The organism is Asanoa iriomotensis (assembly GCF_016862515.1).
Taxonomy (GTDB): Bacteria; Actinomycetota; Actinomycetes; order Mycobacteriales; family Micromonosporaceae; genus Asanoa; species Asanoa iriomotensis.
In genome coordinates this window covers 1-24,965 of sequence record NZ_BONC01000023.1, presented here as the reverse complement: position 1 = coordinate 24,965, position 24,965 = coordinate 1, and the positions used below count along the sequence as shown (strand labels likewise).

The following is a 24,965-nucleotide window of genomic DNA, read 5'->3' as shown; positions in this document are numbered from 1 at the left end:
AGCATCGACTCATCGAGTACTGGGCGGGCTCGACACCGCGAAACCAGCCAGGCGCGGGAGGTCGAGCCGTCGCCTCGGTGACGGCGGTCATCGAGGCGCCGGCTCGTTTTAGCCCGAACTGGTGGTGCGTAGGTCGAGCTCGGCAGCCGCACAACGTCGTGGCCTCGGCTACGAGCCGATCGACCACCTGAGGGTCTTCCAGACCTGGGCCCGAGGACCTTGGCGTCGTGTCATCGCCGCCGCCGCTCAGCGCGCCTCATGGCTTGCTGGAGTACTTCACTTCGACGAAGGGCACGATCTTCGCCTGCTTCGGCCCGTAGTCAAGGTAGACCTGATCGTTTTCCCACCAGTTTCTGAGCGTGACCTGCTCGGGGATGACGCCCCTGTCGAGTTGGAGATTTTGGAGAGTCGAGCTGTAGTCGATGACGATCTGGTTGACGCCGTCCTTGAGGTAGGGGCTGACATCGACGACCGGCTTGGTCAGGCTGATGCCGCCGGTGTACTCGTCCTTGCCCACCAGGGGGACCTGGTGGCCGGTGCCGTCGTCGATGGTCGCCTTCCCGACGCCGCCGACGTCCTTCTTGACCTTGGTCGGGTTGGTGGAGACGTGGCCGCCGACCTTCCGGCCGTTGATCCAGACCTTCATGCTTTCGTTCAGCGAGTCGCCAAAGTCGAGGTAGGCGCCGCTGGCCTTCCTGGCGTCCCAATGGAAGCTGGCCTCGTAGTGAGCGGTGCCCGAGACTGCCTTGCCGACGCTTGGGATGTTGTTCCAGGTGGTCAGCGTGTCCAGGTGGACGTTGATGGGTGTCTTGACCGTTGACGTCAGGCGATTCACGGTCGTGAGATCGCCGATGGTCTCTGTGCGGACCAGGTCCCTCTCGGTGCTGTTGGGCCGCCAGGATTCGACCGTCAGGTCCCAGCCGGTGATGTCATAGGCCGCCGGCACGGTGACAGTGCTCCGGTACTGCTTGCCGTTGCTCAGCTTCGTCGTCACGTTCCCGCTGGTAGTGGCGCGGACGATCACCGCGTCGGGGACGGCGTATGCCGAGTCGGCGTCGGTGGAGGCGATGCGCAACTGCTTGTGCGACTGCCCCGGATTCACCTTCTCGAACGCCAGCAGGGCGATGTTGTTGTAGTCGAGGTCGACGGGCACCACGGTGCGGCCCTTCTCCCACGTGTAGGTCGCGAGCTGGGTCACTTCGCCCGTCCAGGCATCGATGGCGTACGGGACGAACTCGCCGTCCATCTTGATGTCGGTCTTGATGTTCGTGCCGGGGTTGGGTGCGTCACGGACCTCCGGCCGAAGGCTCTGGTCGCGGTAGGAACCGTTGTCGTAGTTGTAGAGGTAGACGTAGCGGTTGCCGTCCTCGTCCTGGCGCGTCTGGGTGAGCAGTTGCTGGTTCTCCTGCGCGTACCCGACGTAGGGGTACACGCCCAGTTCCTGCAGCTTGGCCATGACGTCGTCGTGGTAGCCGCCGGGGGTGGCGCTGAAGTAGTCGTCGATCGGGTCGAACACGGTCGCGGTCCGGACGGTGTGCAGCTTCTTCAACGCGTCGATGGTTTTCTTGAGCTCGGCGTCCTTGTCGTCGTTGAACGGCGTCCGCGAGGCGGCATCGCCCAGGATGACGACCTTGAGGCCCTTCCTGGCCCAGTCCAGGAGCTTCTTGGCGCCGGCGACGTCCAGCCAATCCTGGTAAAGGACGATCGCCTTGTAGCCGGCCGGTTCGATGGTCTTGGTCTTGTGGTCGAAGGAGACGCCGTCGTCGAACAGGAACGCGGGGCTGAAGTAGTCGTAGGTGTACCCGTTGTCCTGCAACTCGGTGGCGCGGTAGTAGACGCCCATGTGGGCTTGCTGCCAGTTCATCTGCGAGACCACGGGATTGCTTCCGTTGTTCTCCGCCCGGAAGGCCATGCCCTGGTTCCAGTTGTTGTGGATGAAGCCGACGTCGGAACGTGCCTTGCCGGTCTGCATCAGCTGCTGGACGCGACCCAGGTGCGCGTTGTACTCGTCGTAGTCGCGCGCACTGGGGTGTCGAGTGCCGGGGTGGAAGAAGTTGCGGCTCCACCCGGGCCAGTTGTAGTTGCCGTACGCGAACTCCGCGGCCCACACATGCCAGATCATTCGCTGGAAGCCGGCGGCGTAGGTTCGGTAGAAGTCCTTCACCTGCAGTTGACGCGTCGCGTACTGCGGCAACTGGGCTCCCGACTCACTGGAGAGCACCTTGTTCGTGAGCTTGGCGCCGCCCGTCCAGAGCCGGAAGATGTCCACCTGGTTGTACTGGTTGAAGTTCTCCGCCTCCGGGTAGTCCACGGCCATGATCGGTTCGGAGATCTCAAAGGAGCGGCCGTAGGAGATCTGGGCACGGGTCTCGATGCCCACGGAGTTGAGCCACTCCTTCAGCGGCGTCAGCATCCTCTCCGCCAACAGGTCGGTGAGAACATCGAGGAAATCATTGATGATCTTCTCGCGCCGACTCGCCTCACCAGCGAGGTCGTAGGTCCCCTTGGCGCGATCGATGTACGCGTTGTAGACAGCGTTGACCTGAGGCAAGCCATACATGAGGAATACGTAGGGCATGATGTCGTAGCCCTTGCGCCTCCGGAACTCCGCGGCCATGTCCTCGGCCCACCACGTGATTCCGGACGAGCCGGGGGTGATCTCGAGCGAGTCCATGAACAGCTGCACGTCGCCGTGCAGGATCTTCCGCCGCAGCGCGGGATCGGCCAGGTAGTGCTCCTCCCAGAACTCCCTGAGCGCCGCCACGCCGCGTACGTCGAAGTAGTTGGTGGCGTAGCTCGGCTCCGCTGCCGGGGTGGAAGCCTGATACGTCCCCTGGGTCCAGATCGCGAAGACCCGGTAGGTCCCGTCGGCGGGCACCGTCCAGTTCAAGGTCTGTGTCCACACGTCCGCGCCCTGCGTTACCGGCAGGTCGACTCGGGTCGCGGCATCGACCGCGTTGCCGGAGACCACCTTGTACGCGTAAGCGGTGACGAATCGCGCTCCCGTGCGCCGCACGTTGGCCCCGGGCGCAGGCAGAGCGGTCAGGCTCTGGCCGGCGTCCACCGTGCTGGTGCCCAAGGTGAGGTTCTGCATGGCTGCCTGGCTGTCCGGGTCCAAGCCGGGCACGTTGGAGGTCGCCCAGTGGGTGCCGGAGGTGAGGTGGACGCTCATGCCCAGGTCGAGGAGCTTGTTCATCATCAAGTTCCACTTGTGAGCCCACATCGCGGAGCCGTACGCGTAGACAGCGTCGGGCGCGCCGGTGTCGTTCTGCATGCAGAGCTCCACACCCCGGAACCCGCCGTCGTACATAGCCTGGATCTGCTCCAGCAGGGTCTCGTCGGTGTGCGCCGCATCACCCAGCCACCACCGCACCTCGCCGCTGAAGACACGGTCCGGGTCGACGTACTTGCCCTCCAGAAAGCGTGCGAAAGCCGGATGCTTGGTGCTCGAGGCGGTCCCGACATCCGCGGACGGCTCCGCCGCACTGGCCGGGTCGGATCCAATGACCCTCCCGGCGACCGCCAACGCACCGGCTGCGGCGACTCCACGCAGCACCACCCGGCGAGAGATGGAACTGTCGAATCTCGGCGCATCCTTAGTTGTATCGCTCAACGCACTACCCTTCCGCTAGGTGTGAAACGTTTCAGAGCGAAGCAGTTTTGACCCGGAGTTCTCCATGCGCTCTGGGCCCGCGGCAGCGGAGCAGCGCGCGCCGATCGGCTGCGTGGCTGCGACTCTTTGGATCTTGAAACGTTTTAAGATCTTCTATCTGCGACAGTAGGTGCCGCATCTGCGATTGGTCAAGGGTTTCTCGCACGTTGCGCCGGGGTTTCCGGGGCCTGCGGGGCAAGCGAGTCCTCGCCTGAACCATGCGTCCGTACACAGTGGATCTGGTTGACCTGGCACGGTGTGTTCGCGTGCTCAGTGCCGAACCCTCACGCCCCATCGCGACACCACATTGCGCGTCCTCGAACGTGTCTCGCCTGCGGAGGGACGGCGACCTAGAGTCTGCCGAGGACGGTGTTCCTGAGCCTCAAGATCACCTGGTCCGCCCAGCACGAAAGCGGGTCGGCGCGATTGAAGATCGCGAGCAGTCCACCAACTCCTCCATGATCGCAGCGATTTGATCTCGTTGAGTCGCTGCGGTGGTCCCTCGGCGACACCGATCCTGGCCAGTGGGTCCGAGCGAGGGGAGTTCCGCGCATCGCTCGCATAGTTCGTCGTGCGGGCCGAGAAGGCGAGTGACACCGACCGGGCGCGATGCCTGCCGGCCTCGGTGCGCGACGGACTGCTCGCCGGCCTCGTCGTCGACGATGCGATCGAAGGGCGTCGCACCGCCGACCACCAAGTGGCTCATCGGGTCTGGAAGTTGCCCATCATCATCATGTCCTCGTGTTCGAGGTTGTGGCAGTGGAAGACATACCTGCCCGCGTACCTCTCGAATCTAACGATGACCGAGACCTCTTCGGCGGGTCGCAGGTCGACGGTGTCCTTCCACCCGTGGTCATAGGGGCCCGGGCCGCCGGTGCCGCGGGACAGCACCTGGAACGCGGACAGGTGCAGGTGGACGGGGTGGTGGAAGTCCGAGATCAGCCGCCAGATTTCGACGCTGCCGAGCTGTGGACGCACGTCCGCATGTTGCGGGTCGAACGGCTGTCCGTTGATTGTCCAGCCCGCCCCGGTCGATTGGAACACCATGGTGCGGGTGACGACGGCATCAAGGCGGCGCAGCGGGACGGTCTCCGAGAGTCGTTCTGGAATCGCGGTGTCGTCGGGGACGCGCGCGCCTATCCGGAAACGCATCACGCGGGCCGCCGTACCGCTGCCGAAGCCGTTGACCAAGGTGACCTCCTGGCCTGTCCGGTACCGGCCGAAGTCGACGATCACGTCGTAGCGTTGGGCCGGCGCGATTTCGATGGTGTCATGCACGACGGGCCGGTCGAGCAGGCCGCCATCGGCCCCGATTTGCACCAGTGCCCCGCCGCCCGGCGGTGGGGGATCGAGCGATAGCCGGTAGCGGCGGGCGTTCGACGCGTTGAGTAGGCGGAGCCGGTGCCGGACCGCCGGCACGTCAGCGATGGGCCAGGGCGCGCCGTTGACCAGGATCACGTCGCCGAGTACCCCGGCGTGGTACGGCTCCTGGACACCCGGGCGATGCAGCAACGTGGGGTCCAGGCTCGGATAGCGCAGCGAGCCGTCGGCGTCGAACGACCGGTCGGCGATCATGAGCGGCAGGTCGAGTTCGCCGCGGGGCAACGGCAGGGTGTCCTCTTCGGAGTCGTGGACGAGGTGGAAGCCGGCGAGGCCGCGCCACACGGCGGGACCGGTGAAGTCCATCCGGTGGTCGTGGTACCAGAGCGTGGCGGCTCGCTGGAGCAGCGGGTATTCGTAGTCGCGCTGGCCGCGCGCGACGACACCGGACGGGTCCGGGTGGCCCGTGAGCGTGCCGGTCGGCAGGATCAGGTCGGTCGGGTAGCCGTCGTGTTGCGGTGGGGTGTGCCCGCCATGCAGGTGGACCACCACCGGCACAGGCAGTTCGTTGCGGTGCCGCACGATGGTTGTGCGGCCGCTGCGGGAGACGAGGGTCGGGCCGGGGAAGATGCCGTTGTAACCCCAGATCGTGGTCGGGACGCCCGGGAGGATCTCGACCGTCGCCGGGCGCTGGACGATCTCGTAGAAGTCGGTGTCGGCGTCGGCGCGTACGGGCGCGAGCACGGGCGGGACCGGAAGCGGCGCCGTGAACGGCCGAGGCAGCGGCACCCGGCTGGTCAGCAGCGTCCCGGTCGAGCTGGACCCGGCCAGGCCCGACACCAGCGGCACCCCCACCGTGCCCGCGACCGCCGCCCCGACGGCCCCGCCGAGCAACGCGCGCCGGCTCAGCCTCGTCATCGTCGCCGCCCGGCCTGCGGGCGCCACGCCCAGATCGCCAATGCCAGCACGAGGACGACGATCGTGACGCCGAGCGGGACGTGCAGGCCGAGTATCCGGTTGAACCCTGCCCAGTTCTGCAACGCCGTCACGCCGAGCATCGCGGCGGTCGCGATGCTCGGCCAGATCGGTCCGCCGCCGGGCCATTTGATCAGGACCGCCGCGGGCGCGGCGACGATCAGCACCATGTCGACGAGCGCAGCGACGTTCTGGTGTCGCTGAAGCGACCCGAACGTGCCGGACAGGAATTGTCCGGCGAGCACCGGCTGGAGAAACACCAGGACCGCGGCGACGCTGATGAGGATCCGGTACGGCAGGTAGGCCCAGCGCCGCTCCCGGCGATGACGGGCGCCCGCCGGCTCGTCGTCGGACATGCTCTCCCTTCCGGCTGTCCCCTTCCGGCACGCGCTGCCGGCTCTCCCTCATTCGACCGGTCACCGCCGGCCGCCGGCAGCGGAGAACGTCGGGGTCGGACACCGACGAAGGTTGGTGGTCCGGTGCGCCAGGACTACTGCGCCCCGCGCCCGCGGCCTACCGTGGTGTGGTGCGGACCGAGCGGCAGATCCTTTACGACGTGGCGGCAGTGTCGGTCGCCGTGGCCGTCGGCGCCGTGACGCTGTGGGGATCGCCGACCCCGGTCGTGCGCCAGCACCACGGAGCGACGGCGGTGGTATTGCTGGCCCTCGCGGTGTCGCTGTGGTGGCGCCGCCGGGCGCCGCTGGCCACGGTCTGGCTCACGGTGACGGCGACGGGGCTGGCGACGGCGGTGGAGGTCGCGGTGCCCGGCACCATCCTGCGCACCGGTGCGGACCTCAACGCTGTGCCGTGGCTTCCGCCGACGGCACCTTTCGCCGCGTACGCAGCGTTGGCGTTCGCGAATCGCGCACGTGCCGCCGTCCCACCCGTGGCGGTCCTCATCGGACTTTCGGCGGTGCCGTGGGCGCAGTCCGGCGCGCTCGGTTCACGCAACCTGGCGTTCACCGCGAGCGCGGCCCTTCTCGGCACGTACGTCGCGACCGCCGAACGAGAGCGGCACATGATCGCCGAGCGCGCGCTGGCCGAGCAACGCTCCCGGTTGGCGACGGAGATGCACGACGTGGTGTCGCACCGGGTGAGCCTGATCGTGCTGCAGGCTGGAGCGCTCGAGGTCACGGCGACGGACGAAGCCACCAGGAAGGCGGCCGAAGAGGTACGAGCGAACGGCTGGCAGGCGCTGGCCGAGCTGCGTGAGGTGGTACGGCTCCTGCACGCTCCCAGTCATGGAGAGGAGGGCGGTGTGGTCGAGCGCCCCGACGCGCGGGTGCCCGCACCGGACCTGGCGGAACTGGTAGCCGCGTCCGAGTCCGTCGGCGTACGCGTCGACCTGGTGCAGGACGGACAACCGATCCATACGTCGCCGGTGATCGGCCGCACCGCGTACCGGATCGTCCAGGAGGCACTGACCAACGTGCGCAAGCATGCCCACGGCGCGCAAGCCCGCGTTCACGTCCGCTACCGGCCCGACGGCCTGCGGCTCACCATCGACAACACGGCCTCACCAAACCCGGGCGACCCCGGGCTGTCCGACGCCGGCGGCGGCCACGGGCTGGAAGGGCTGCGCCGGCGCATCACCCTCGTCGGCGGCACCATCCACACCGGACCACGACCCGACGGCGGGTTCCGCGTCGACGCCGCACTGCCGGCCAGCCCCGAGCGGCCCCGATGACCCGCCCCGGCGACCGCCCCATCCGGGTGCTCGTCGTCGACGACGACCCGATGGTGTGCGCGCACCTGCGGACCATCCTCGGCGCCGCCCACGACATCGACGTGATCGACGAGGCATACGACGGCGCGGCAGCGGTCGAGTCCGTCGTCCGACACCAACCCGACCTCGTCCTCATGGACCTACGCATGCCGGGAGTCGACGGGCTCGCCGCCACCGAGGAGATCAACGCCCGCACGAACCCACCCGTCGTCGTCGCGCTCACCACGTTCGACGCCGACGAGTACGTCATCCGCGCGATGCGCGCCGGAGCCGTCGGCTACCTGCTCAAATCAACACCACCAGAGGATCTCTCCGGATTGGTACGGGTAGCGGCCAAAGGACACACCGTGCTCTCCCCGGCCGCGACGCGCCCCCTGCTCGCGCCGGCCGTCGACCGACTCGCCGTGGACGACAGGCGCCTCGCCCTCATCCGCTCACTCACCGCGCGGGAAACCGACGTGCTCGGCTGTCTCGGCGAGGGACTGTCCAACGCCCAGATCGCCGCGCGTTTGCGGCTCAGCGAGGCGACCGTCAAGGGCTACGTGTCGCAGGTCCTCGCCAAGCTGGGCTGCGACAACCGGACCCAGGCCGGATTGCTGGCCGCCCGCACCGCAGCGTCAAGTCGCCGTGACGGCTGAAGGCGCAGGTCCGGGTCGGAGTCCTAAGTGTCTCTAGGATGCGTTCGTGCCTTCCTACCGTGACTACCTGCCTGGGATCCGGTTCCTGCCGGCTCTGTCGATAGCGTCGGACAATGATCAGATCGCCTTCGTCGACGACAGCGACGACGGTCAGTTCAACCTCGCTGTCCGGCGGATTTCCGAGAACCGTACGCGTCGGCTCACGCGGTACGGTGACTCCGCGGTCCGTCGCGTGGCGTGGCACCCGTCCGGGGAGTGGCTGCTTTTCACGGCGGACGACAATGGCAACGAGTTGACCCAGCTCTACCGGGTGGGCACCGACGGCGGCGAGCCACTCAGCCTCACGAACAGCCCTGGCGTGCAGTACGCCCTCGCGCTCGGCGATCCGTTTTCTCCCGACGGAGATTCGGTCGCCTACTGCGGAAACGAGCGCAACCCGGCCGACCAGGACGTGCTGGTGCTGAATACGCTGACTGGTGACTCCCGGCGGCTCGACGTGGCTGGTGGGCGCGTCTTTCCTTGTTACTGGTCACCGGATGGCGCCCGGCTGACCGTCTCCGAATGGCGCACCACCAACAGCGACCACCTGGTCTACGTCGTCCCGACCGACGGTGGTCCGGCGACGCTTCTCACGCCGCGGGATGAGGTGGCGACGTACTGGTTGGGGCCGTGGCTGCCCGACGGCGGCAGCTTCCTGGTGCTGACCAACGCTGGACGACAGTTCACCGGGCTGGCACGGATGGACGCGGGGACCGGCCAGCTGTCCTGGATAGACGATCCGGAATGGGACGTCGAAGAGGTGTCGCTGTCGGCCGACGGCCGAATTCTCGTGTGGAACGTCAACGTCGACGGCTACTCGCAACTGCGCGCACGCGACCTTGCCACCGGCGAGGACATCGCCGTCCCCGATCTGCCGGGTGGGACGGCAACCGATCTGACAATCTCCCCGGATGGCCGCTCCGTGGTAATGCGCATGTCCACGCCGACGCGGCCATGGAACCTCGCCGTGATCGACCTCGACCTCGGAGAGTTCAGATGGCTGAGTGACGCGCGTCCGGTTGCGGCCGACCCGCGCACCTTCGTCGAGCCGACGCTGATCCGCTACCCGACCCGGGACGGCCAACTCGTTGCCGGCTACCTCTACCGGCCGATGCGTGAGGGGCAGGCCGGTGCGCTCCTCATGGTCCACGGTGGGCCGGCGTGGCAAGAGCGCCCCGGTTACCAGTACGACGGGTTCTACCAATACCTGGCCGGCCACGGCATCGCGGTGCTCGCACCCAACGTGCGGGGATCGCTCGGATACGGCCGCGCCTACTCGGACCAGGTGAACCGCGACTGGGGCGGTGGCGACCTGCTCGACCTCGCCGACGCGGTGGCCTTCCTGCGTGGCCTGCATTGGGTCGATCCGGCGCGCATCTCCGTCATGGGCGGCTCGTACGGCGGGTTCGCCGTGCTGTCCTGCCTGAGCCGGCTACCGGAACTGGACTGGGCCGCCGGCGTCGACATCTGCGGACCCAGCAACCTCGTCACCCTGGCCAAGGCGGCACCCCCGACGTGGAAGTCGCTGGTCACCGCAGTGATCGGCGACCCCGACGCAGAAGCGCCCCGCCTGCTCAACCGGTCGCCCGTGACGCACGCGGACCAGATCCGGGCGCCGTTGCTGGTCATCCAGGGTGCGAACGATCCGCGAGTTCCGAAGGACGAGAGCGACCAGATCGTGGCGCGACTGCGCGACCGTGGAGTAGAAGTCCAATACGAAGTCTTCCCGGACGAGGGTCACAGTTTCATCCGGAGGAAGAACCAGGAGAAGGCGTACTCCGACGCCGGCGAATTCCTGATCAAGCATCTGACCGGCTAGCTTCAGCACCGCCCGCCGCGAATGACGAGAATTCGCATCGGCCCGTCGCGGCCGTAGCTCGTTCGTGTGTTTCGTCGAATGGCCGAACTCTGTACTCTCGGCGATCTCGGGACCACGTCGTGTGCGGGTGGAGGTGAGCCGTGCGCGAGGATCGCGGCCTCGGCTCACCGCTCGTCATCGCCTTGCGCAGCTTCGCACTGACGTCTGCCGTCGCATTGCTGATCAACCTCGTCAGCAGCAAGGCTCCCGTCGCGGTTCCCGCCTGGGTCTGGATCGCGCTCCTGGTGGTCTTCGGAGCGGCGTCGGTCGTCGTCGACGCGCGAGAGCGAACCCTCGAGCGTCCAGTCGGGACACTCCAGGAGGTTCTGGATCTCGCGACAATTGATCTCTCCGCCGCGGTCGCGGATCAATGGCGGGCCGAGGGAATCCGGTTGCAGCTCTACCCGGCCGCCAGGCGCCTGCCGATCTCCTGGACCTCGACCCCGTCCGACGGGTTCTCGTCGTGGGCGCGGGTGCTGGAGGTCGGTGGCCACGCGGCATCGCGACACCGACCGGATCCCGCGCACTGGGCTCTCTCGTACACGGGACTGCGCGGCAGTGGTCCGGACCTTGCCCGGATCTGGCTGCGCCGGGTTCCATCCCGTCGTCTGGTGGTTCTCGGCGAGGTCGGGTCCGGGAAGACCGAGCTCCTGATCACGCTGATCAACCAGATCTTCGACGAGCGAGAGCCCGAGAGCGGTCAGCTGGTTCCGGTCCTGTTGCCGGCGAGCTCGTGGGATCCGAGCGCGACCGACTTCGCGAGTTGGGTGGCCGAATGGCTTGCCACCAGCTATTCCTTCCTGAGTGTGCCGGCGCCAGGAAGCAGTCGGCGGACCCTCGCTCGGGCGCTGCTGGACGAGGGACGGGTGGCGATCATCGTCGACGGCCTCGACGAACTGCCCGCGGCGCTCGCCGCCAAAGCGGTCGAACGCCTGAGCAGCGAGCTGCGACCCGGTCAATACCTCCTGGTCAGCAGCAGGCACGACCCGTACTTCGCCGCCGTGGCCGACGGACCGCTCGACGGCGCGGTCGGCGTCGTTCTCGACGCGCAGGACCCCGAGCAGGTGCTCGACTACCTCGCGCGCCGGTCAGACGGCAATACCCAACGATGGGACCCGGTAGCGGCCGCTGTCCGTCAACGCGAGGCGATCGCCGACGTGCTGCGGACACCGCTGATGGTGATGTTGGTCGACGCCATCTACAACGACCAGGGCCGGCCAGGACCAGCCGAGCTGCTCGCCGAGACCGACGCTGCGGCCATCGAAGATCGCCTGCTCGACGGGTTTCTCAACCTCCGATATCCCGACGACGACCATCAGCGCTGGTCGGTGAGCGACGTCAGGCGGTGGTTGGGCTACCTCGCCGCCGAGAGCCTCGTTCGGCCGGACTCGGTGAACCTCGCCTGGTGGGACCTGCCCGTCGCGCCCGCGAGCAAGCGCACGCGGGAGCGACTCACGTACGTGGTCACGCCCTTGTTGGCGCTGACCTGGACCGCGGTCTCAGCAGCGCTGATGTACAGCTTGCTCTTGAACGACCTCAACCGGGGCCTGACGAACGCGGCCCGGATCGGGCTCGCCGCGGTGGCCGTCTACGCGGCCTTGCTCTATCTCTCGCGGAACTACCGGGCCGCGCTGGTCGCTGTGCTCGGCGCGTACATCGCCGGCATCATGAGCGGCAGCTACGACCTCGCCGTCGTCGCCGGCCTCGCTGCCGGGCTGTGCTGGCAACCGCTGCGACTCGTGCGCACCGGGCTGCGGCCCGCCCTGACCGTCGGCGCGGTGGTGGCGGCGCCGCCCGTGTTGATCCGAGTCGTCGACGGCCTCAGCGCGCTGCGGCCGGAGCGGTCCCTCGTCCAAGGCTTTGGAGGGGGCTTCGCCGACGGATGGGTCAACCGCTGGGATCCGGACTGGAACGGCTTCATCGGCATCTACGCGATCGCCGTGTCCATGACCTGGATCGCCACGCGGCTGTTCCCTCGGTCGCCGTGCGCCGTCGACCGGCCGTTCCACCTGTTCGCGCGATGGAGGACGACCTCACCGGGAGCCACCGCAGTTGTCGTCGGCGTTCTCGTCATGATCCTGGGACTGCTCGCCGACGGCCATCAGGACGACGTCGTGCACGGCTGGATGCTGGCGCCCGCGGACGGATTCGCGGTCGGCTTCCTGATCTGGTATCTGGCGACGTGGTCAGCGCGCGTGGGCGTCCGCCGTGCCGGAGCAAGCCTTCCCCTCACCCGGAGCGTCCTGATCGGCGTGAGCGCCGGACTGTTCAGCTTTCTCGCGCTCAACGGTCGATCCGACGTGCCGAACCCATGGGCGAACGCGCTCGCGGACGCGGTCCTCTTCGGGCTTCTCACCTGGTTCCTGGTCGCCCCGCCGCGGCTCCGGCCCGACACCGCCAGCGACCACCGGCCCGTCGGACTGCTCGACGGGACGCGCTTCGCCGGCCCGGCGATCGTGGTCGGCGTGCTGGTCGGCGCGCTGGACGTGCTCTCCGCGGGCGCAGCGGGTGTGGCGTACGGCGTCGCCGGCTGCGCCATCGTCCTTTACGGCTCCTACCGCCGCTCGGACCTGTGGCGCCGCCGCACGCCGGACGCGACCGGCCACCGTGGTCCCGCCCATTGGGCGATCCGTCCGGAAGAGGTCGGCGTCGTCGTCACCGTTCTCGTCGGCGTCGTGGCCGGGTTCGCCTACGCGATCGTGTACGGCGTGACGTCGGCTCTGGCTGTCAAAGTGTCTCTCGAGATCCACGCACGACGACGGCCGTCGACCGGCCTTCGGGCATCGCGTGCCGGCGTGCTCGGCGGAGCGGTCCTGGGAAGCATGGTCGCCTTCGGTGCGAGCTTCAGCCGCATCGGTCCACAGTGGGCACTTCTCATCGGGGTCACGAGCGCGGCGGCCGCCATCGTTGCCTTTGGCACCGAAGGAAAGCCGGCGCCCGAGAACCTGGTCCTGTCGCCCCGTCGACTCCTGGACCTCGATCGGTGGGCCTTCCTGCGCACCACGGTCGGGCTGGCGGTCACCGTGGGTCTGGCCGCGGGCACATGGACGATGGCGGTCTACGGACCGGCCGCGGCGGTTCTCGCGACGATCAGCACGACGGCCACCTACGGTGTGTCAGCTGGGCTCGTCGTCGCCGCCGCGCAATGTCGGTATGGGCACTACAGCGCCAGCCGGCTGTGGCTGGCGGCCGACCAGAAACTTCCGTGGCGACTGCAGGCGTTCCTGGACGACGCCTACACCATCCGCGGCGTCTTACGCCGAAACGGCGCCGTCTACCAGTTCCGCCACGAGCGTCTGCAAGGTCGCCTGGCTCAGGGCGGACGGCACCGGTGAGGTGGTCATGATTGTGCGTCAGTTGCCGAGCTGGCGCTGCACCGCTTGGGCGTCGATCAGGTAGTTCATCTCGTAGAAGCGCCCGTCACGGACCCTGTGGAAGGAGTACTCGGCAAACTCCAAGGTCGTGCCGGTGGGGGGCACGGCGAGCCATTCCTTCGTGTGCGTGCCCTTGTTGAACAGACGGGCTGCCACACGGTCGCCGTGAGCGTGCCGCTCCCCCTGTCGGCGAGGCGAGCGTAACTCCGTGCTTGACCGTGTGGTGGCGACATGGTTTCGACTAGCCCTCATCCACCAGTCCTTGTGGAGTGAGGAAGTCAGATGCGAAGAAAGACGTTGTACGTGGCGCTCGCCTTGGCCGTCGCGGCGGTGACGACCGCTTCAGTCCCTGCGACGTCCGCAGCGACCAGGCCGAGCGCGTTGCAGTGGGGGCCGTGCCCGGCGGACGTCGCAGCAGCCACGCTCGAATGCACGATCGTCCAGGTGCCGCTGGACTATCGCGAACCGAAGGGGCGGCAGATCGACATCGCCGTCTCCCGTCTGGTGAGCTCGGACCCGGCGCAGCGCCGGGGCGTGCTGCTGACCAATCCGGGCGGCCCTGGCGGCGCCGGTCTGGCCTATCCGGCCCTGCTCACCAACCCTGTTCTGCCGCATCCACTGCCGCAGAGCGTTCGCGACCGGTACGACGTGATCGGCTTCGATCCTCGCGGCGTGGACCACAGCGCGCCGGTGACGTGTGATCTGACACCGGACCAGATCGCGCGGCTCAACCTGCCGTACCCGAACAACGCGGCCGATGTGGTCCGCGACGCCACGATCTCCAAGACGATCGCCCAGCAGTGCCTGACGTCCGAGACGGCCGCGCTGCTGCCCCACATCACCACCGCGAACACGGCGCGCGACATGGACCGCATCCGGGAGGCGCTGGGCGAGCCGAAGATCTCATACCTCGGCGCCTCCTACGGCACCTATCTCGGGGCGGTCTACACGACGCTGTTCCCCGCGCGCAGCGATCGGATCGTGCTGGACAGCAGTCTGGGGTCTGGCGGCTACGACCGAACCGCGTTTCAGCGCCTGGCCGTCGGCATGGAGGAACGCTTTCCCGACTTCGCGACGTTCGCCGCGGCCAACCCGCAGTACGGATTGGGCACCACACCCGGCCAGGTACGCGCGAAGTACTTCGACCTTGCCGCCAGGCTGGACAGGACGCCGATCCAGGGAGTCGACGGTTCACTGTTCCGCGGGATCACCTTCGAATACCTCTACAGCGACCTGGGCATGCCGACGCTGGCCGCGATCTGGAAGGCGCTCGACGCCGGCCAGCCGATGCCTCCCGCACCGCCGCCGGCGAAGGCCGACAACATCCTGTCCAGCAGGCATCACGTGATCTGTGGCGACTCGCCCTGGCCGAAGTCCGTCCGCGGCTACCAGCGCGACGTCGCGGAGCACCGGGTCGCCTACCCGTTGATCGGCGCGGCCACGGCGAACATCACGCCGTGCGCCTACTGGCCGAGCCCCGTCGAGAGGCCGGTACGCATCGGCGACCGAGGGCCGTCGAACGTGCTCATGGTGCAGAACCTCCGCGATCCCGGTACGCCGCTGTCCGGCGCACAGGAACTCCGAAAGGCATTCGGTGACCGGGCCAGGATGGTGACCGCCGACCAGGGCGGACACGGCGCCTACCTGGTGCTCGCCGGGAACACGTGCGCGAATGACGCCGTGACCACCTTTCTGACCACCGGCCGGCGCCCGCACCACGACCTCGCCTGCCCGGCCGAGCCGGCCGGCTGACCAGATCGGGAGCGGCGGGTGGGTGGAGCGCGGGGATCACCCATCCGCCGCTGGCCAATGCTCTACTGCGGCGGCGGGAGGACAGCCGCCGCGACGACGACGTTGCTGACGATGGTCGCGGTCACGGTGCGGGCGACCGCCTCGGCGGCGGCTTCGGCTCCCCAGTTGCCTCGCTCGAGCTCCTTGGCGCGGGCGATGACGGGGGAGGTCCAAGGTATGCCGGGGTGGAACTGCGGCAGCGTGCCGCTTCCTGACAACAATGCCGCAAGCGCGGCGACCCGGGGTTGCGGCTCGACGCCGTCGACGAGCACCTCGCGTACGGCGGAGAGCAGCCCGGCCCGCCTGTCCGTTCCGCCGTCCTCGAGCACCTTCATGTCGAACAGGCCGAGTGCCTTGCGGCTCGACTCACGGATGTCGCCGCGTCGAACGAGCCTGTCGAGCACCAGGCTCCGCAGGCTCGGCCCGATCGTGGCGAGCGTCGCCTGGAGACCCCGAGGCTTCTCGGCGACGTACTCCCACGCGTACCGCAGGACCTCGTCCGCGGGGGGATTGTCGGCGACGGCCTCCACCCGGGTCGATCCGCCCCAGCCGGGGAGGGTGCGCACGTGCCCGCCGAGACCGAGATCGGCGAGAACCGCTCCCGCCAGAACGTAGTACAGCGTGTTCTCACCGGCGATGACACCGGTGCCCCGCATGCCGGAGTTCGGCTGGAACAGGAGCAGCAGGAGATCTTCCGCCAGGGTGGCGGATTCGAGGCGAGCATCGCCTGGTCGCTGAGCCATCGTCGCTGTCCTCTCGATCCGGCCAGGGTCACACGCTGACCCCGTGGTCGAAGGTCGCGTGTCGAACGGAGTCGACACCCTGTCCCCACCACAGGGTCAAGCTCGCGGACACGGCGCGCAGCACGGAGACAGACCGTGCCCGCGCTCGGCGACGGCTGCGCGTGACGGTCGTCTCTGTGGCCTTGCCTGTGTTCCGACAACACGGTCTCTACTTGGCCCTGTCCGCGACCAGCAGTGGGGGAGTTCGCACTATGAAGATCGCTTCGTTCGGCCGCCTCGAGATCTCTCGAATCGGCCTCGGGGCCATGGGGATGTCGGCGTTCTACACCGGTGCGGGCCGGATCGACGAGTCGATCCGCACGATCCGGCGTGCCCTCGATCTCGGAGTCACCCACATCGACACCGCTGAGCTGTACGGCCCCTTCACGAACGAGGAACTGGTGGGTCGTGCCGTGCGGGGTCGCCGGGACGAGGTCGTGCTGGCGACCAAGTTCGGCCTCGTCTCCCACACCGGGCGCTCCGGGCCGGACAGCACCCCGGCCAACATCCGCCTCGCCGTCGAGGGATCGCTGAAGCGCCTGGAGACCGACTACATCGATCTCTACTACCAGCACCGGGTGGACCCTGACACGCCCATCGAGGAGACCGTGGGTGCGCTGGCCGAACTCGTGGCCGAGGGCAAGCTCCGCCACATCGGACTGTCGGAGGCGGCCGCGGCTACGATCCGGCGGGCGCACGCCGTGCATCCGGTGACAGCTGTCCAGACCGAGTACTCGCTGTGGACTCGCGACCCCGAGGCCGAGATCCTGCCCGCCACGCGCGCACTGGGGATCGGCTTCGTGCCGTACTCGCCTCTCGGGCACGGCTTCCTCACTGGAAACATCCGCTCCCTCGACGGCCTCGACGCCGACGACTGGCGCCGCACCAACCCGCGCTTCACCGGTGACAACCTCACCCGCAACCTCCGCATCGTCGACGAGGTCCGAGCCGTTGCCACGCAGGTCGAAGCGACACCCGCGCAGGTCGCCCTGGCCTGGCTGCTCGCCCAGGGCGACGACATCGCGCCCATCCCGGGCACCACGCGGATCGACCGGCTGGAGGAGAACGCCGCCGCGGGCGGCGTCACGCTCACCACCGACCAGATCGCCCGCCTGAACAGGCTTTCCCCGGCCTCGGGCGATCGTTTCGACACGGCCAACATGGCCGCCATCGACCGCTGACCGCTCTCGTCACCATCTCCGACCGGGAGCACCTGTGACAACCATCGGGATCATCGGCGCCGGCGAGGTCGGAAGCCAGATCGCGCGCGCCGCCGACGCCGCCGGCGCCGCGGCGGCGGGCGACTTCGCGATCATCGCGTACCCGTACAAGCCCTTGGATCCTCTGCCGGTCGAGGCGATCGCTGGCAAGATCGTGTTGGACACGAACAACTACATGGTCTGGCGCGACGGCAACTTTCCGCTGATCGACTCCGGTCGCAAGACGGTTCACGAGCTGCGCCAGGAACAGCTACCCAGGTCGAAGATCGCCAAGGCGTTCACCCACATCCAGGCACCCAGCCTGTTCGCGCTGGCCCGGCCCGCAGGCGCGCACGATCGGTTGGCGCTGGCGGTCTCGAGCGACTATCCCGAGGCCGTCGAGCTGGTCACCAGGTTGTACGACCAGTTCGGATTCGACACCGTCGACAACAGCCCGCTGAGCGAATCCTGGCGGAGTTCCCCAGGCACGCCTATGTGGCAACACCATGTGCACGGCCAGAGCCGCGCGGAGCTCATCCGCAACCTGCGCCGGGCGACCCGCAGCGAGTAGTTCAAGGAGACAGGTATGAATGCGCCACAATTCTTCGCCACTCCCGGGTACGGGGAGACGCAGCTAGCGAACATGCACTACCAGCAGGCCGTCCGGATCGGCGACCGGGTCGAGATCTCGGGGCAGGGCGGGTGGGACGACGACTGGAACTTTCCCGAGGATCTCGAGGACGAAATCGTCCGGGCCTTCGACAACGTCGCACGCACCCTGGCCACGGCCGGGGCGACCTGGCGCGACGTGGTCGCCGTGGACTCGTACCACATTCCCGGCTCCCCGGATTTCATCGGTGCGGTCCACAACCGCGTCATGGTGGAACAGTTCCGCAAGCACATGGGCGACCGCGCGCCCATCTGGACCGAGATCGGTGTTGCGGCTCTCGGCGCACCGAAGATGCGCGTCGAGATCCGTGTCACCGCAATCGTCAGCTGACTACGCCGGCGGCCAGTTGGCCAGTGCGGCGTCGGCGACGCGGTGCAGGTCGTCGCTGGTGGCTCCGCCGGCGGCCTGGACGGCGATCCCGTTGCCGACGGTCATGAGGTAGCGGGCCAGCAGGGCCACGTCCGTGTCCGGCGGCAGGTCGCCTTCGTCCTGGGCGCGCTGGAGCCGCTCGCGCAGGCGGGTGGTCCCGTCGTTGCGCCATTGGGCGGCGGCGTCGCGGGCGGATTTCGCGGATGTGCTGGCAGCGAGGGCGCCCTGGACCTGGAGGCAGCCGGCGGGCCGACCGGGGTGGGTGGTGGTGCGGACGGCGCCGTGCAGCAGGGCGGACGCCACCTCCCGCGCCGTCGGTTCGTCGAGGGCTCGGGCCGCGTAGGCGGCGGGACCCTCCGCGTACCGGGCGAGCGCTGCCCGGAACAGGGCTTCCTTGTCGCCGAAGGCGGCGTACATGCTGGTGCGGGCGATGCCCATGGCATTGGTCAGGTCGGTGAGGCTGGTGCCGTCGTAGCCTCGCTCCCAGAAGACCAGCAGCGCGCGTTCCAGGGCCTCGTCCGCGTCGAAACCCCTCGGTCGACCGATCTTGGCCTGGCTGGTGCTCTCCATGGGCGACAGCGTACTCCTTCTGTACCGAACGGATCAGATGTGCTAGCGTGGCCGAGAAGAAGACCGATCGGTACAGAAGTCGTCGCGGTTCGCCTGACAGCTGGAGGGGGCCGACGTGGCCTGGAGCACCCGGGAGCTCGCCGAGCTCGCCGGCACCACGGTTAACACGGTGCGGCACTACCACCGGCTCGGTCTGCTCGAGGAGCCGGAACGCCGGTACAACGGATACAAGCAGTACGGCGTCCAGCACCTCGTCTGCCTGCTGCGTATCCGGCGGCTCGTGGAGCTGCGGGTGCCGCTTTCCCAGATCGGCGCGATCGGGTCGGACGGCGACGTCCCCACGGAGGTGCTGCGTCAGATCGACGCCGATCTGTCGGCGGAGGTCGAGCGATTGCGGAAGGCCCGTTCCGACATCGCCGTCATTCTGCGCAACGGCGCCCCGGCCGACGCGCCGGCGGGCTTCGAGTCTGTCGCGCCACGCCTGTCCGAGTCCGACACCGCCCTCATCCACGTCTTCACCCAGCTGTACGACGACGACGCGTTGAAGGATCTGCGGCGCCTGGTCGAGGCCGACACCGACCCCATCAACGCGGACATCGACGCGCTGCCCGCCGACGCGGACGAGGCGACCCGGCAGAGCCTTGCCGAGAAGCTCGCCCCGATCCTGGCGCAGCACCTCGTCGACTATCCGTGGCTCAGCGATCCGGCCGGACGTCTGTCCAAAAGCGAGCGTGTCACCCAGCAGACGTTCGTCGACGCCGTGGTCGCGCTCTACAACACCGCACAGATCGACGTGCTCGGCCGGGCCAGTGCCCTCGCCCAGGAGCAACTGCGCGGCGCTACTGACTCAGGCCCGTTTCCCGCAGGAACGTCAGCACGGCCGTCACCCGGCGGTGCACGAGCTGCTCCGACGTGAGGCCGAGCTTGGCGAAGATGGCGTTCACATGTTTCTCCACAGAGGACTCGGACAGGCGCAGCTCGGCGGCAATGCCCGCGTTGCCCCGCCCCTGCGCCATGGTCCGCAGCACTTCCAGTTCGCGCGGGGTGAGCCGGGACAGCGGCGACTCGCGCAGCCGGGCTCGGCGGGCGACCAGCACCTCGACGATGAGCGGGTCGACGACCGAACCTCCGGCAGCGACCTCGCGCAACGCGGACAGCAGCCGGTGCACGTCCCCGATCCGGTCCTTGAGCAGGTACGCCAGTCCGGCGGTGCCGTCGCGGAACAGCGCGAACGCGTAGGACTCGTCCGCGTACTGCGACAGGATCACCACGCCGGTCTCCGGATGATCGGCCTTGATGGCGTGTGCCGCGTCGATGCCCTCCATGGACCGTTCGCCGTCGTGCCCGGGCGACGGCATGCGGATGTCGGTGAGGACGGCGTCCGGGCGCATGCGGCGCACCGCGTCGAGCAACTCCGGCGCCGAACCGACGGCGGCCCGTACGACCGCCTCGCCGGAGTCCTCGAGTAGCCGGCGCACGCCCTCGCGGACGAGGTAGTTGTCGTCCGCGAGGACGATCCCCAACGGCTCACGCATCGGCCGGGTCCGGGTTGTCCAAGGGAATTTCCATGCTCAGTGTGGTACCACGGCCGGCCGCACTGTCGACGCTCAACGTTCCGCCGAGCACGTCGAGCCGGTCGGTCAGTCCGGCCAGCCCGAGCCCACGGGCGCCGGCCGGGTCGAACCCGCAACCGTCGTCGCGGACGGTCAGCTGCAACCGGTCCCCGCGCTGGAGCAGGGACACGTCGACCTGGACGGCGTTGGCGTGCTTGACCACGTTGGACAGTGCTTCGGCCAGCGCGTACCAGGCCGTGGCCTCGATCGCCGGTGGATAGCGGACGGCGCGCAGCGCCGGGTCGGCGCGGACGGCCATCGGCACCGGCAGCCGCGCCGCCTGTGCCTCGACGGCCTCCAGCAACCCGCGATCGCTCAGGACCGGCGGGTGGATCGCGTACGCGACGTCGCGCAGCTCGTTCAGCAACTGGCCGAGATCGTGGTACAGCTCTGCGAGCAGCTGCTCGCCGCGCGGGTCGCCGCGGCCGATCCGCTGGCGCGCCAGGCCCAGCTTGGCGGTCGCCGCGACCACGTGTTGCTGGACGCCGTCGTGCAGGTCCCGCTGGATCCGGCGGCGCTCAGCGTCCTGGCCGGCGACGACCCGTTGCCGCGATGCGGACAGCTCGGCCGCCTGCCGCCGGATCTGGCCCAGTCGCACGGACAGTTCGGCGGCGAGGTGGAGGTTGTGCACGGCGGCCGCCGCCTGGCCGGCGAGGTAACCCAGCAGGCGTCGATCCTCCTCGACCAGGACGTTGCCGTCCTGGCGCGGCCCGCACTCGATGCGTCCCAGCTCGGTGTCCCCGTGGCGGATCACGACCGTGAGCGCGGGCTCTTCCGCCGCGGCGATCACCGTCCCGGCGAAGCCGGTGGCGTCGGCACCGGCGGGCGCCGCACCGGTGGCGGGGTCGGCCGTCAGACGCACCCGGGTCCACGTCAGGTCCAGCCCGCGGCGGACCGTCTCGGCCAGCGTCTGCAGCAGCCGCGCCGGCCCTGGCGACTGGTCCAGCGACGCGCCGAACCGGGTGAGCAGCTCGTACCCGTCCAGCCGCGCTCCGAAGACCCAGCGGTCCGCCACCTGTTGCAGGCGCCCACGCACCGGCAGGAGGGCGAGGGACGCGGCGACGGCGACCAGGACGGCCGTCTCCGCCGTCGACAGTCGGGCGGCCAGCAGGCCGAGCCCGGCGGCTGCACAGACATGTGCCACGCCGATCAACGTCCACGACAGGCGGTAGGCGAGCCGCCGTCGAGCCGGCCGGTCGATGCCGAACACGCCGTCGTAGAACAGCGCGACGAGGAGCGAACCAAGCACCATCGCGACGGTCAACGGCCACAACACCAGCTCGCCGACCTGGACGGCGACCGAGTCCGGGCCCAGCCACAAGAGGAGGTAAACCTGCGCCCACCACGCGACGAACCCGGCGGCGCCGCCGACCAGCAGCCACCGGATCTGGCGCCGGCGAGCGGGCGCGGACCGCCGGTACCGCAACGCCAGCATCGCGAAGCCCACGGCCGTCCACAGTGCGAAGTTGAGCAGGAGCCAGTCGGCGGCCGGGCCGAGCCGCGCGAGCTCCTCGACGTAGACCGGGCTGGGGATCCTTAGCTGTCCCGGCTCCGGATAGACACCGCGCAGCAGGTCAGGGTTGGTCACCGCGGCGAATAACGGCAGCAGCGCCACCTGCGCGCCGACCGTCCAGAGCACGGCGCGCTCTGTCGCGTTCTCGGGCCGGCCGCTGGGGAAAAGGCCGATGAGTCCCATGCCGGCCGCGGTGGCCCCCAGCCCGACCCAGAGCCGGAGCAACACGATCACCGGCGCGGCCGGCGTCGAGATCACCAGCCCGAGCAGGCTTTCGCCGAGGCAGATGTCGAAGGCGAACAGGGTGCCGGTCGCGAGCAGCCACCGCACCGCCAGATGATCGGGTCGGTGCCAGGAAGCGAGCAGCCCGACCAGATAGAACGGCGCCGGCCCGGAAAGGGCCCAGAGCGCGTGTGCGGGATCGCCCCACACCAGGTCGAGGACGACCGCCGACCCGAGCGCGGCCGCACCGGCCAGCGCGAACACCCAGGATATCGGCCGCACGAGGTTCATTGTCGGGGCACGCGGCGTGGGTGGCCAGGAGGTCTGCCACCGGTACGGGTGGAGGAAAACCGCGCCCCGAGGCGGTGGGCCGCCTGATTCCGCACCGCTCGAGTGCTTCGTAGCGTCGGTGAACAGGGCGCCGACCCGCCGGCGCCCTTCCGGCATTCTGGAGGCTCACATGACCGAGGACCAGGTGGACCGTCGGGGCAGGCCCGGCGTCATACGGCAGGCGTACGTCGTCGTCTGCGCGTTGCTGCTCGCCGCCGTGGTGGTCCAGTTCTACCTCGCCGCGTTCGGCGTCTTCACCGCGCCCGCGAGAGAGCACGAGTCGCAGTTCGTGCTGCACCTGGTCAACGGGCGGATGGTGCTGCCCGCGCTGATGATCCTGGCGGTCGCCGGCGCCGCCCTGGCCCGGGCACCCGGCCGCCTGATCGGGTTCACCGCACTGCCGATAGCCCTCATCGCCGGCCAGACGATCCTGTTCCTCCTGGCCGCGCTCACCGGTTCCTCGCCGGAGCGCACCAACGTGGGCGGCCAGATCGTCCTCGGATTCCACGCGCTCAACGGTTTGGCCATCCTGTGGACCAGCATCGTCCTGCTCCGCCGCGCCCGAGCCTTCGCCCGCGCCGGCCGGGCCGCCGCCGTCGCCGACCGGGAATCCGATCTGGCCGGGCAGCGGTGAAGACGCACCAGCTCCTGGCCGTCGACCTGGCCTTGACGGTCCTGATCGCGGCCCTCTGGGTCGGCGCCGGCGTCGTCGCGGGCGGCCTCGTGGAAGGTCAGCGGCGGCGCGGGATGCTCGCGGTGTCCCTGGCCGGCGCCGCTGTGACCGCTACCGCGGCCCGGATCGTCGTCGTCGCGGTGCTCGCGGGCCGGGGCTGGTGGTTCGTCCAGGAGAAGGTGGTGTTGGCGCTGCCGCTGCTGCTCGTGGCGGTCCTGGTCGCGGCGCCGACTGCCGGGCCGGCGCTCGTCGCGGCCGCGAGGTGTGGTGCGCAGCCGTCACCGTTCGCGCGGTCTGCCCTGTTGACGACCGGGTACGCGGGCGCGGCAGGGATCGCGTCGACACTCGTGGTCGGCTACCCGGCGAGGGCGACCGCGGTGGCGTCGATCGCCACGATCCTCGCCGTGCTGGCCGTGATCACCTGGCTTGTCGTCGGGCGGCGGGGGCGGCCCGCGGCGGTGGGCGCGCTCGCGGTGGTGTGCGTGCTCGTCGCCGCGGCGCCGGTCGCCGCGGCGGCCTCCGGCGGCGAGGAGACCCAGCGGCACGGAAGCGTGTCGGTGACGTCACTGCGTACCCCCGCCGGATCGAGCGGTGCCGTTCGCCGCTTCGAACTCACCGCCCGCCAGCAGAAGGTCGTGCTGCCGTCCGGGCGCGTCGTGCGCGCGTGGACGTTCGGCTCGCTGCCCGGCCCGGCGCTGACCGCGACCCAGGGCGACCTCGTCGAGGTGATGCTGCGCAACGCCGACATCGATGCCGGTGTGAGCCTGCACTGGCACGGCTACGACGTGCCCAACGGGGAAGACGGGGTGGCCGGCGTGACCCAGGACGCGATCATGCCCGGCCAGTCGTTCACGTACCGGTTTCGCGCCGAGGACGCGGGCACGTACTGGTATCACAGCCACCAACAGTCGGCCGATGCGGTCCGCCGCGGTCTGTTCGGGACACTCGTCGTGTCGCGGGCCGCGGGTGCCGGCGTTGACCTGACCGTTCCCGTGCACACAATCGACGGTGCCGTGCTGGTCGGCGCGAGCGACCGGCTGGAGCACACGACGGTCGCGGCCGGAACCCCGGTGCGGCTGCGCCTGGTCAACACCGACCAGACTCCGCACCGGTTCTCCCTGGGCGGCGTGGCCTTCCGCGTCGTGGCGATGGACGGCCGCGACATCTCGGCGCCGACCGAGGTGTCCGGCGAGGTGCTACGGGTGCCCGCCGGTGGCCGCTACGACCTCGCCTTCACCATGCCCAACCAACAGGTCGGGCTCGCTGTGGAGAGCGCACCCTCGAGCGGCCTTGCCCTCCAGCCGCAGGGAGTCTCGGCATCCGGGGTCGCGTACGCCGACGCGCCGGTCTTCGATCCGCTCGGCTACGGGTCGCCAGGCGAGCTGCCCACTACGTTCGACCGCGACTACACGCTGGTCCTGGATCGCCAGATGCGGTTCGTCAATGGCGGGTTCCGTTACGCGTACACGGTCAACGGCCGCGTGTTCCCAGAGGTGCCGCCGCTGACCGTGCGAGCGGGCGACCTGATCCGGATCACCGTGGTCAACCGCGGCGTCGAAACCCACCCCATGCACCCGCACGGTCATCACGTGCTGGTGCTGTCCCGCGACGGGAGGCCACCAACCGGCAGTCCACTATGGCTGGACACGTT

Annotated in this window: 19 protein-coding genes; 11 read left to right on the top strand and 8 right to left on the bottom strand. The window is 69.1% G+C overall.

From position 1 onward, the window contains the following. Positions 1 to 256: 256 nt before the first annotated feature. The 3 genes from Air01nite_RS17665 to Air01nite_RS17655 form a co-directional block, all read right to left on the bottom strand. Entirely contained in the window at positions 257 to 3,559 is a 3,303-nt protein-coding gene (locus tag Air01nite_RS17665; RefSeq protein WP_203703622.1) for a glycosyl hydrolase, read from the bottom strand. Positions 3,560 to 4,354: 795 nt separating this feature from the next. Continuing rightward, positions 4,355 to 5,890, bottom strand: a complete 1,536-nt coding sequence (locus tag Air01nite_RS17660) for a multicopper oxidase family protein (protein ID WP_203703621.1) — start codon at positions 5,888 to 5,890, stop codon at positions 4,355 to 4,357. Then, a complete protein-coding gene (locus Air01nite_RS17655; RefSeq protein ID WP_203703619.1) occupies positions 5,887 to 6,303 on the bottom strand; it encodes a hypothetical protein in 417 nt (138 codons plus the stop codon). The genes Air01nite_RS17660 and Air01nite_RS17655 overlap by 4 nt, the downstream gene beginning before the upstream one ends. 170 nt (positions 6,304 to 6,473) lie before the next feature. Between Air01nite_RS17655 and Air01nite_RS17650 the strand changes: the two genes are divergently transcribed. The 4 genes from Air01nite_RS17650 to Air01nite_RS17635 all read left to right on the top strand — a co-directional run bounded on the left by Air01nite_RS17650 (position 6,474) and on the right by Air01nite_RS17635 (position 13,543). Further along, entirely contained in the window at positions 6,474 to 7,634 is a 1,161-nt protein-coding gene (locus Air01nite_RS17650; protein ID WP_203703617.1) for a sensor histidine kinase, read from the top strand. Continuing rightward, positions 7,631 to 8,311 (top strand): response regulator, encoded by a 681-nt coding sequence (locus Air01nite_RS17645; RefSeq protein WP_203703615.1) that lies wholly within the window; start codon positions 7,631 to 7,633, stop codon positions 8,309 to 8,311. Before Air01nite_RS17650 ends, Air01nite_RS17645 begins: the two co-directional genes overlap by 4 nt. 232 nt (positions 8,312 to 8,543) lie before the next feature. Continuing rightward, entirely contained in the window at positions 8,544 to 10,169 is a 1,626-nt protein-coding gene (locus Air01nite_RS17640) for a S9 family peptidase (RefSeq protein ID WP_203703614.1), read from the top strand. A 140-nt stretch (positions 10,170 to 10,309) separates the two neighbouring features. After that, positions 10,310 to 13,543, top strand: coding sequence for an NACHT domain-containing protein (locus Air01nite_RS17635; RefSeq protein ID WP_203703612.1), 3,234 nt, complete (start codon positions 10,310 to 10,312; stop codon positions 13,541 to 13,543). 18 nt (positions 13,544 to 13,561) lie between these two features. Here Air01nite_RS17635 and Air01nite_RS41595 read toward each other — a convergent pair whose 3' ends face one another. After that, complete coding sequence (locus tag Air01nite_RS41595; RefSeq protein ID WP_275408207.1) at positions 13,562 to 13,834, bottom strand: ester cyclase; 273 nt, start codon at positions 13,832 to 13,834, stop codon at positions 13,562 to 13,564. Between the two features lie 30 nt (positions 13,835 to 13,864). Here Air01nite_RS41595 and Air01nite_RS17625 point away from each other — a divergent pair, with 30 nt between their 5' ends. Next, positions 13,865 to 15,334, top strand: coding sequence for an alpha/beta hydrolase (locus Air01nite_RS17625; protein WP_203703609.1), 1,470 nt, complete (start codon positions 13,865 to 13,867; stop codon positions 15,332 to 15,334). 62 nt (positions 15,335 to 15,396) lie between these two features. On the opposite strand, the gene Air01nite_RS17620 is transcribed toward Air01nite_RS17625, so the two are convergent. After that, complete coding sequence (locus Air01nite_RS17620; protein ID WP_203703607.1) at positions 15,397 to 16,116, bottom strand: GOLPH3/VPS74 family protein; 720 nt, start codon at positions 16,114 to 16,116, stop codon at positions 15,397 to 15,399. 251 nt (positions 16,117 to 16,367) lie between these two features. Between Air01nite_RS17620 and Air01nite_RS17615 the strand changes: the two genes are divergently transcribed. The 3 genes from Air01nite_RS17615 to Air01nite_RS17605 are packed head-to-tail and all read left to right on the top strand — an operon-like array spanning position 16,368 to position 18,354. Beyond that, positions 16,368 to 17,336: an aldo/keto reductase gene (locus Air01nite_RS17615; RefSeq protein ID WP_203703604.1), complete on the top strand. Its 969-nt coding sequence runs from the start codon at positions 16,368 to 16,370 to the stop codon at positions 17,334 to 17,336. Positions 17,337 to 17,370: 34 nt separating this feature from the next. Next, a complete protein-coding gene (locus Air01nite_RS17610; protein ID WP_203703602.1) occupies positions 17,371 to 17,925 on the top strand; it encodes an NADPH-dependent F420 reductase in 555 nt (184 codons plus the stop codon). A gap of 15 nt (positions 17,926 to 17,940) precedes the next feature. Then, positions 17,941 to 18,354 (top strand): Rid family hydrolase, encoded by a 414-nt coding sequence (locus Air01nite_RS17605; protein WP_203703601.1) that lies wholly within the window; start codon positions 17,941 to 17,943, stop codon positions 18,352 to 18,354. Here Air01nite_RS17605 and Air01nite_RS17600 read toward each other — a convergent pair whose 3' ends face one another. Further along, positions 18,355 to 18,963, bottom strand: coding sequence for a TetR/AcrR family transcriptional regulator (locus Air01nite_RS17600; RefSeq protein WP_203703599.1), 609 nt, complete (start codon positions 18,961 to 18,963; stop codon positions 18,355 to 18,357). A gap of 115 nt (positions 18,964 to 19,078) precedes the next feature. Between Air01nite_RS17600 and Air01nite_RS17595 the strand changes: the two genes are divergently transcribed. Beyond that, on the top strand, positions 19,079 to 19,879 hold the full coding sequence (locus Air01nite_RS17595; protein WP_203703598.1) for a MerR family transcriptional regulator: 801 nt from the start codon (positions 19,079 to 19,081) through the stop codon (positions 19,877 to 19,879). Here Air01nite_RS17595 and Air01nite_RS17590 read toward each other — a convergent pair. Together Air01nite_RS17590 and Air01nite_RS17585 are read right to left on the bottom strand one after the other, a co-directional pair. Next, positions 19,803 to 20,498 (bottom strand): response regulator, encoded by a 696-nt coding sequence (locus tag Air01nite_RS17590; protein WP_239090769.1) that lies wholly within the window; start codon positions 20,496 to 20,498, stop codon positions 19,803 to 19,805. The genes Air01nite_RS17595 and Air01nite_RS17590 overlap by 77 nt on opposite strands. Next, positions 20,491 to 22,593 carry a sensor histidine kinase gene (locus Air01nite_RS17585; protein ID WP_203703597.1) on the bottom strand — a complete coding sequence of 701 codons (2,103 nt, stop codon included), beginning with the start codon at positions 22,591 to 22,593 and terminating at the stop codon, positions 20,491 to 20,493. Before Air01nite_RS17585 ends, Air01nite_RS17590 begins: the two co-directional genes overlap by 8 nt. A 178-nt stretch (positions 22,594 to 22,771) precedes the next feature. On the opposite strand from Air01nite_RS17585, the gene Air01nite_RS17580 reads away from it, so the two are divergent. Both Air01nite_RS17580 and Air01nite_RS17575 read left to right on the top strand, forming a co-directional pair. Continuing rightward, positions 22,772 to 23,275: a DUF6220 domain-containing protein gene (locus tag Air01nite_RS17580; RefSeq protein WP_203703596.1), complete on the top strand. Its 504-nt coding sequence runs from the start codon at positions 22,772 to 22,774 to the stop codon at positions 23,273 to 23,275. Further along, positions 23,272 to 24,965, top strand: a 1,694-nt coding sequence (locus Air01nite_RS17575; protein WP_203703595.1) for a multicopper oxidase family protein, incomplete at its 3' end; no start/stop codon positions are given. The genes Air01nite_RS17580 and Air01nite_RS17575, both read left to right, overlap by 4 nt.

Coding starts and splice junctions, on each gene's coding strand:
- Air01nite_RS17580 (WP_203703596.1), top strand. CDS start 22,772: ATGACCGAGGACCAGGTGGACCGTCGGGGCAGGCCCGGCGTCATACGG.
- Air01nite_RS17625 (WP_203703609.1), top strand. CDS start 13,865: ATGCGAAGAAAGACGTTGTACGTGGCGCTCGCCTTGGCCGTCGCGGCG.
- Air01nite_RS17615 (WP_203703604.1), top strand. CDS start 16,368: ATGAAGATCGCTTCGTTCGGCCGCCTCGAGATCTCTCGAATCGGCCTC.
- Air01nite_RS17590 (WP_239090769.1), bottom strand. CDS start 20,498: ATGCGTGAGCCGTTGGGGATCGTCCTCGCGGACGACAACTACCTCGTC.
- Air01nite_RS17620 (WP_203703607.1), bottom strand. CDS start 16,116: ATGGCTCAGCGACCAGGCGATGCTCGCCTCGAATCCGCCACCCTGGCG.
- Air01nite_RS17605 (WP_203703601.1), top strand. CDS start 17,941: ATGAATGCGCCACAATTCTTCGCCACTCCCGGGTACGGGGAGACGCAG.
- Air01nite_RS17645 (WP_203703615.1), top strand. CDS start 7,631: ATGACCCGCCCCGGCGACCGCCCCATCCGGGTGCTCGTCGTCGACGAC.
- Air01nite_RS17655 (WP_203703619.1), bottom strand. CDS start 6,303: ATGTCCGACGACGAGCCGGCGGGCGCCCGTCATCGCCGGGAGCGGCGC.
- Air01nite_RS17660 (WP_203703621.1), bottom strand. CDS start 5,890: ATGACGAGGCTGAGCCGGCGCGCGTTGCTCGGCGGGGCCGTCGGGGCG.
- Air01nite_RS41595 (WP_275408207.1), bottom strand. CDS start 13,834: ATGAGGGCTAGTCGAAACCATGTCGCCACCACACGGTCAAGCACGGAG.
- Air01nite_RS17600 (WP_203703599.1), bottom strand. CDS start 18,963: ATGGAGAGCACCAGCCAGGCCAAGATCGGTCGACCGAGGGGTTTCGAC.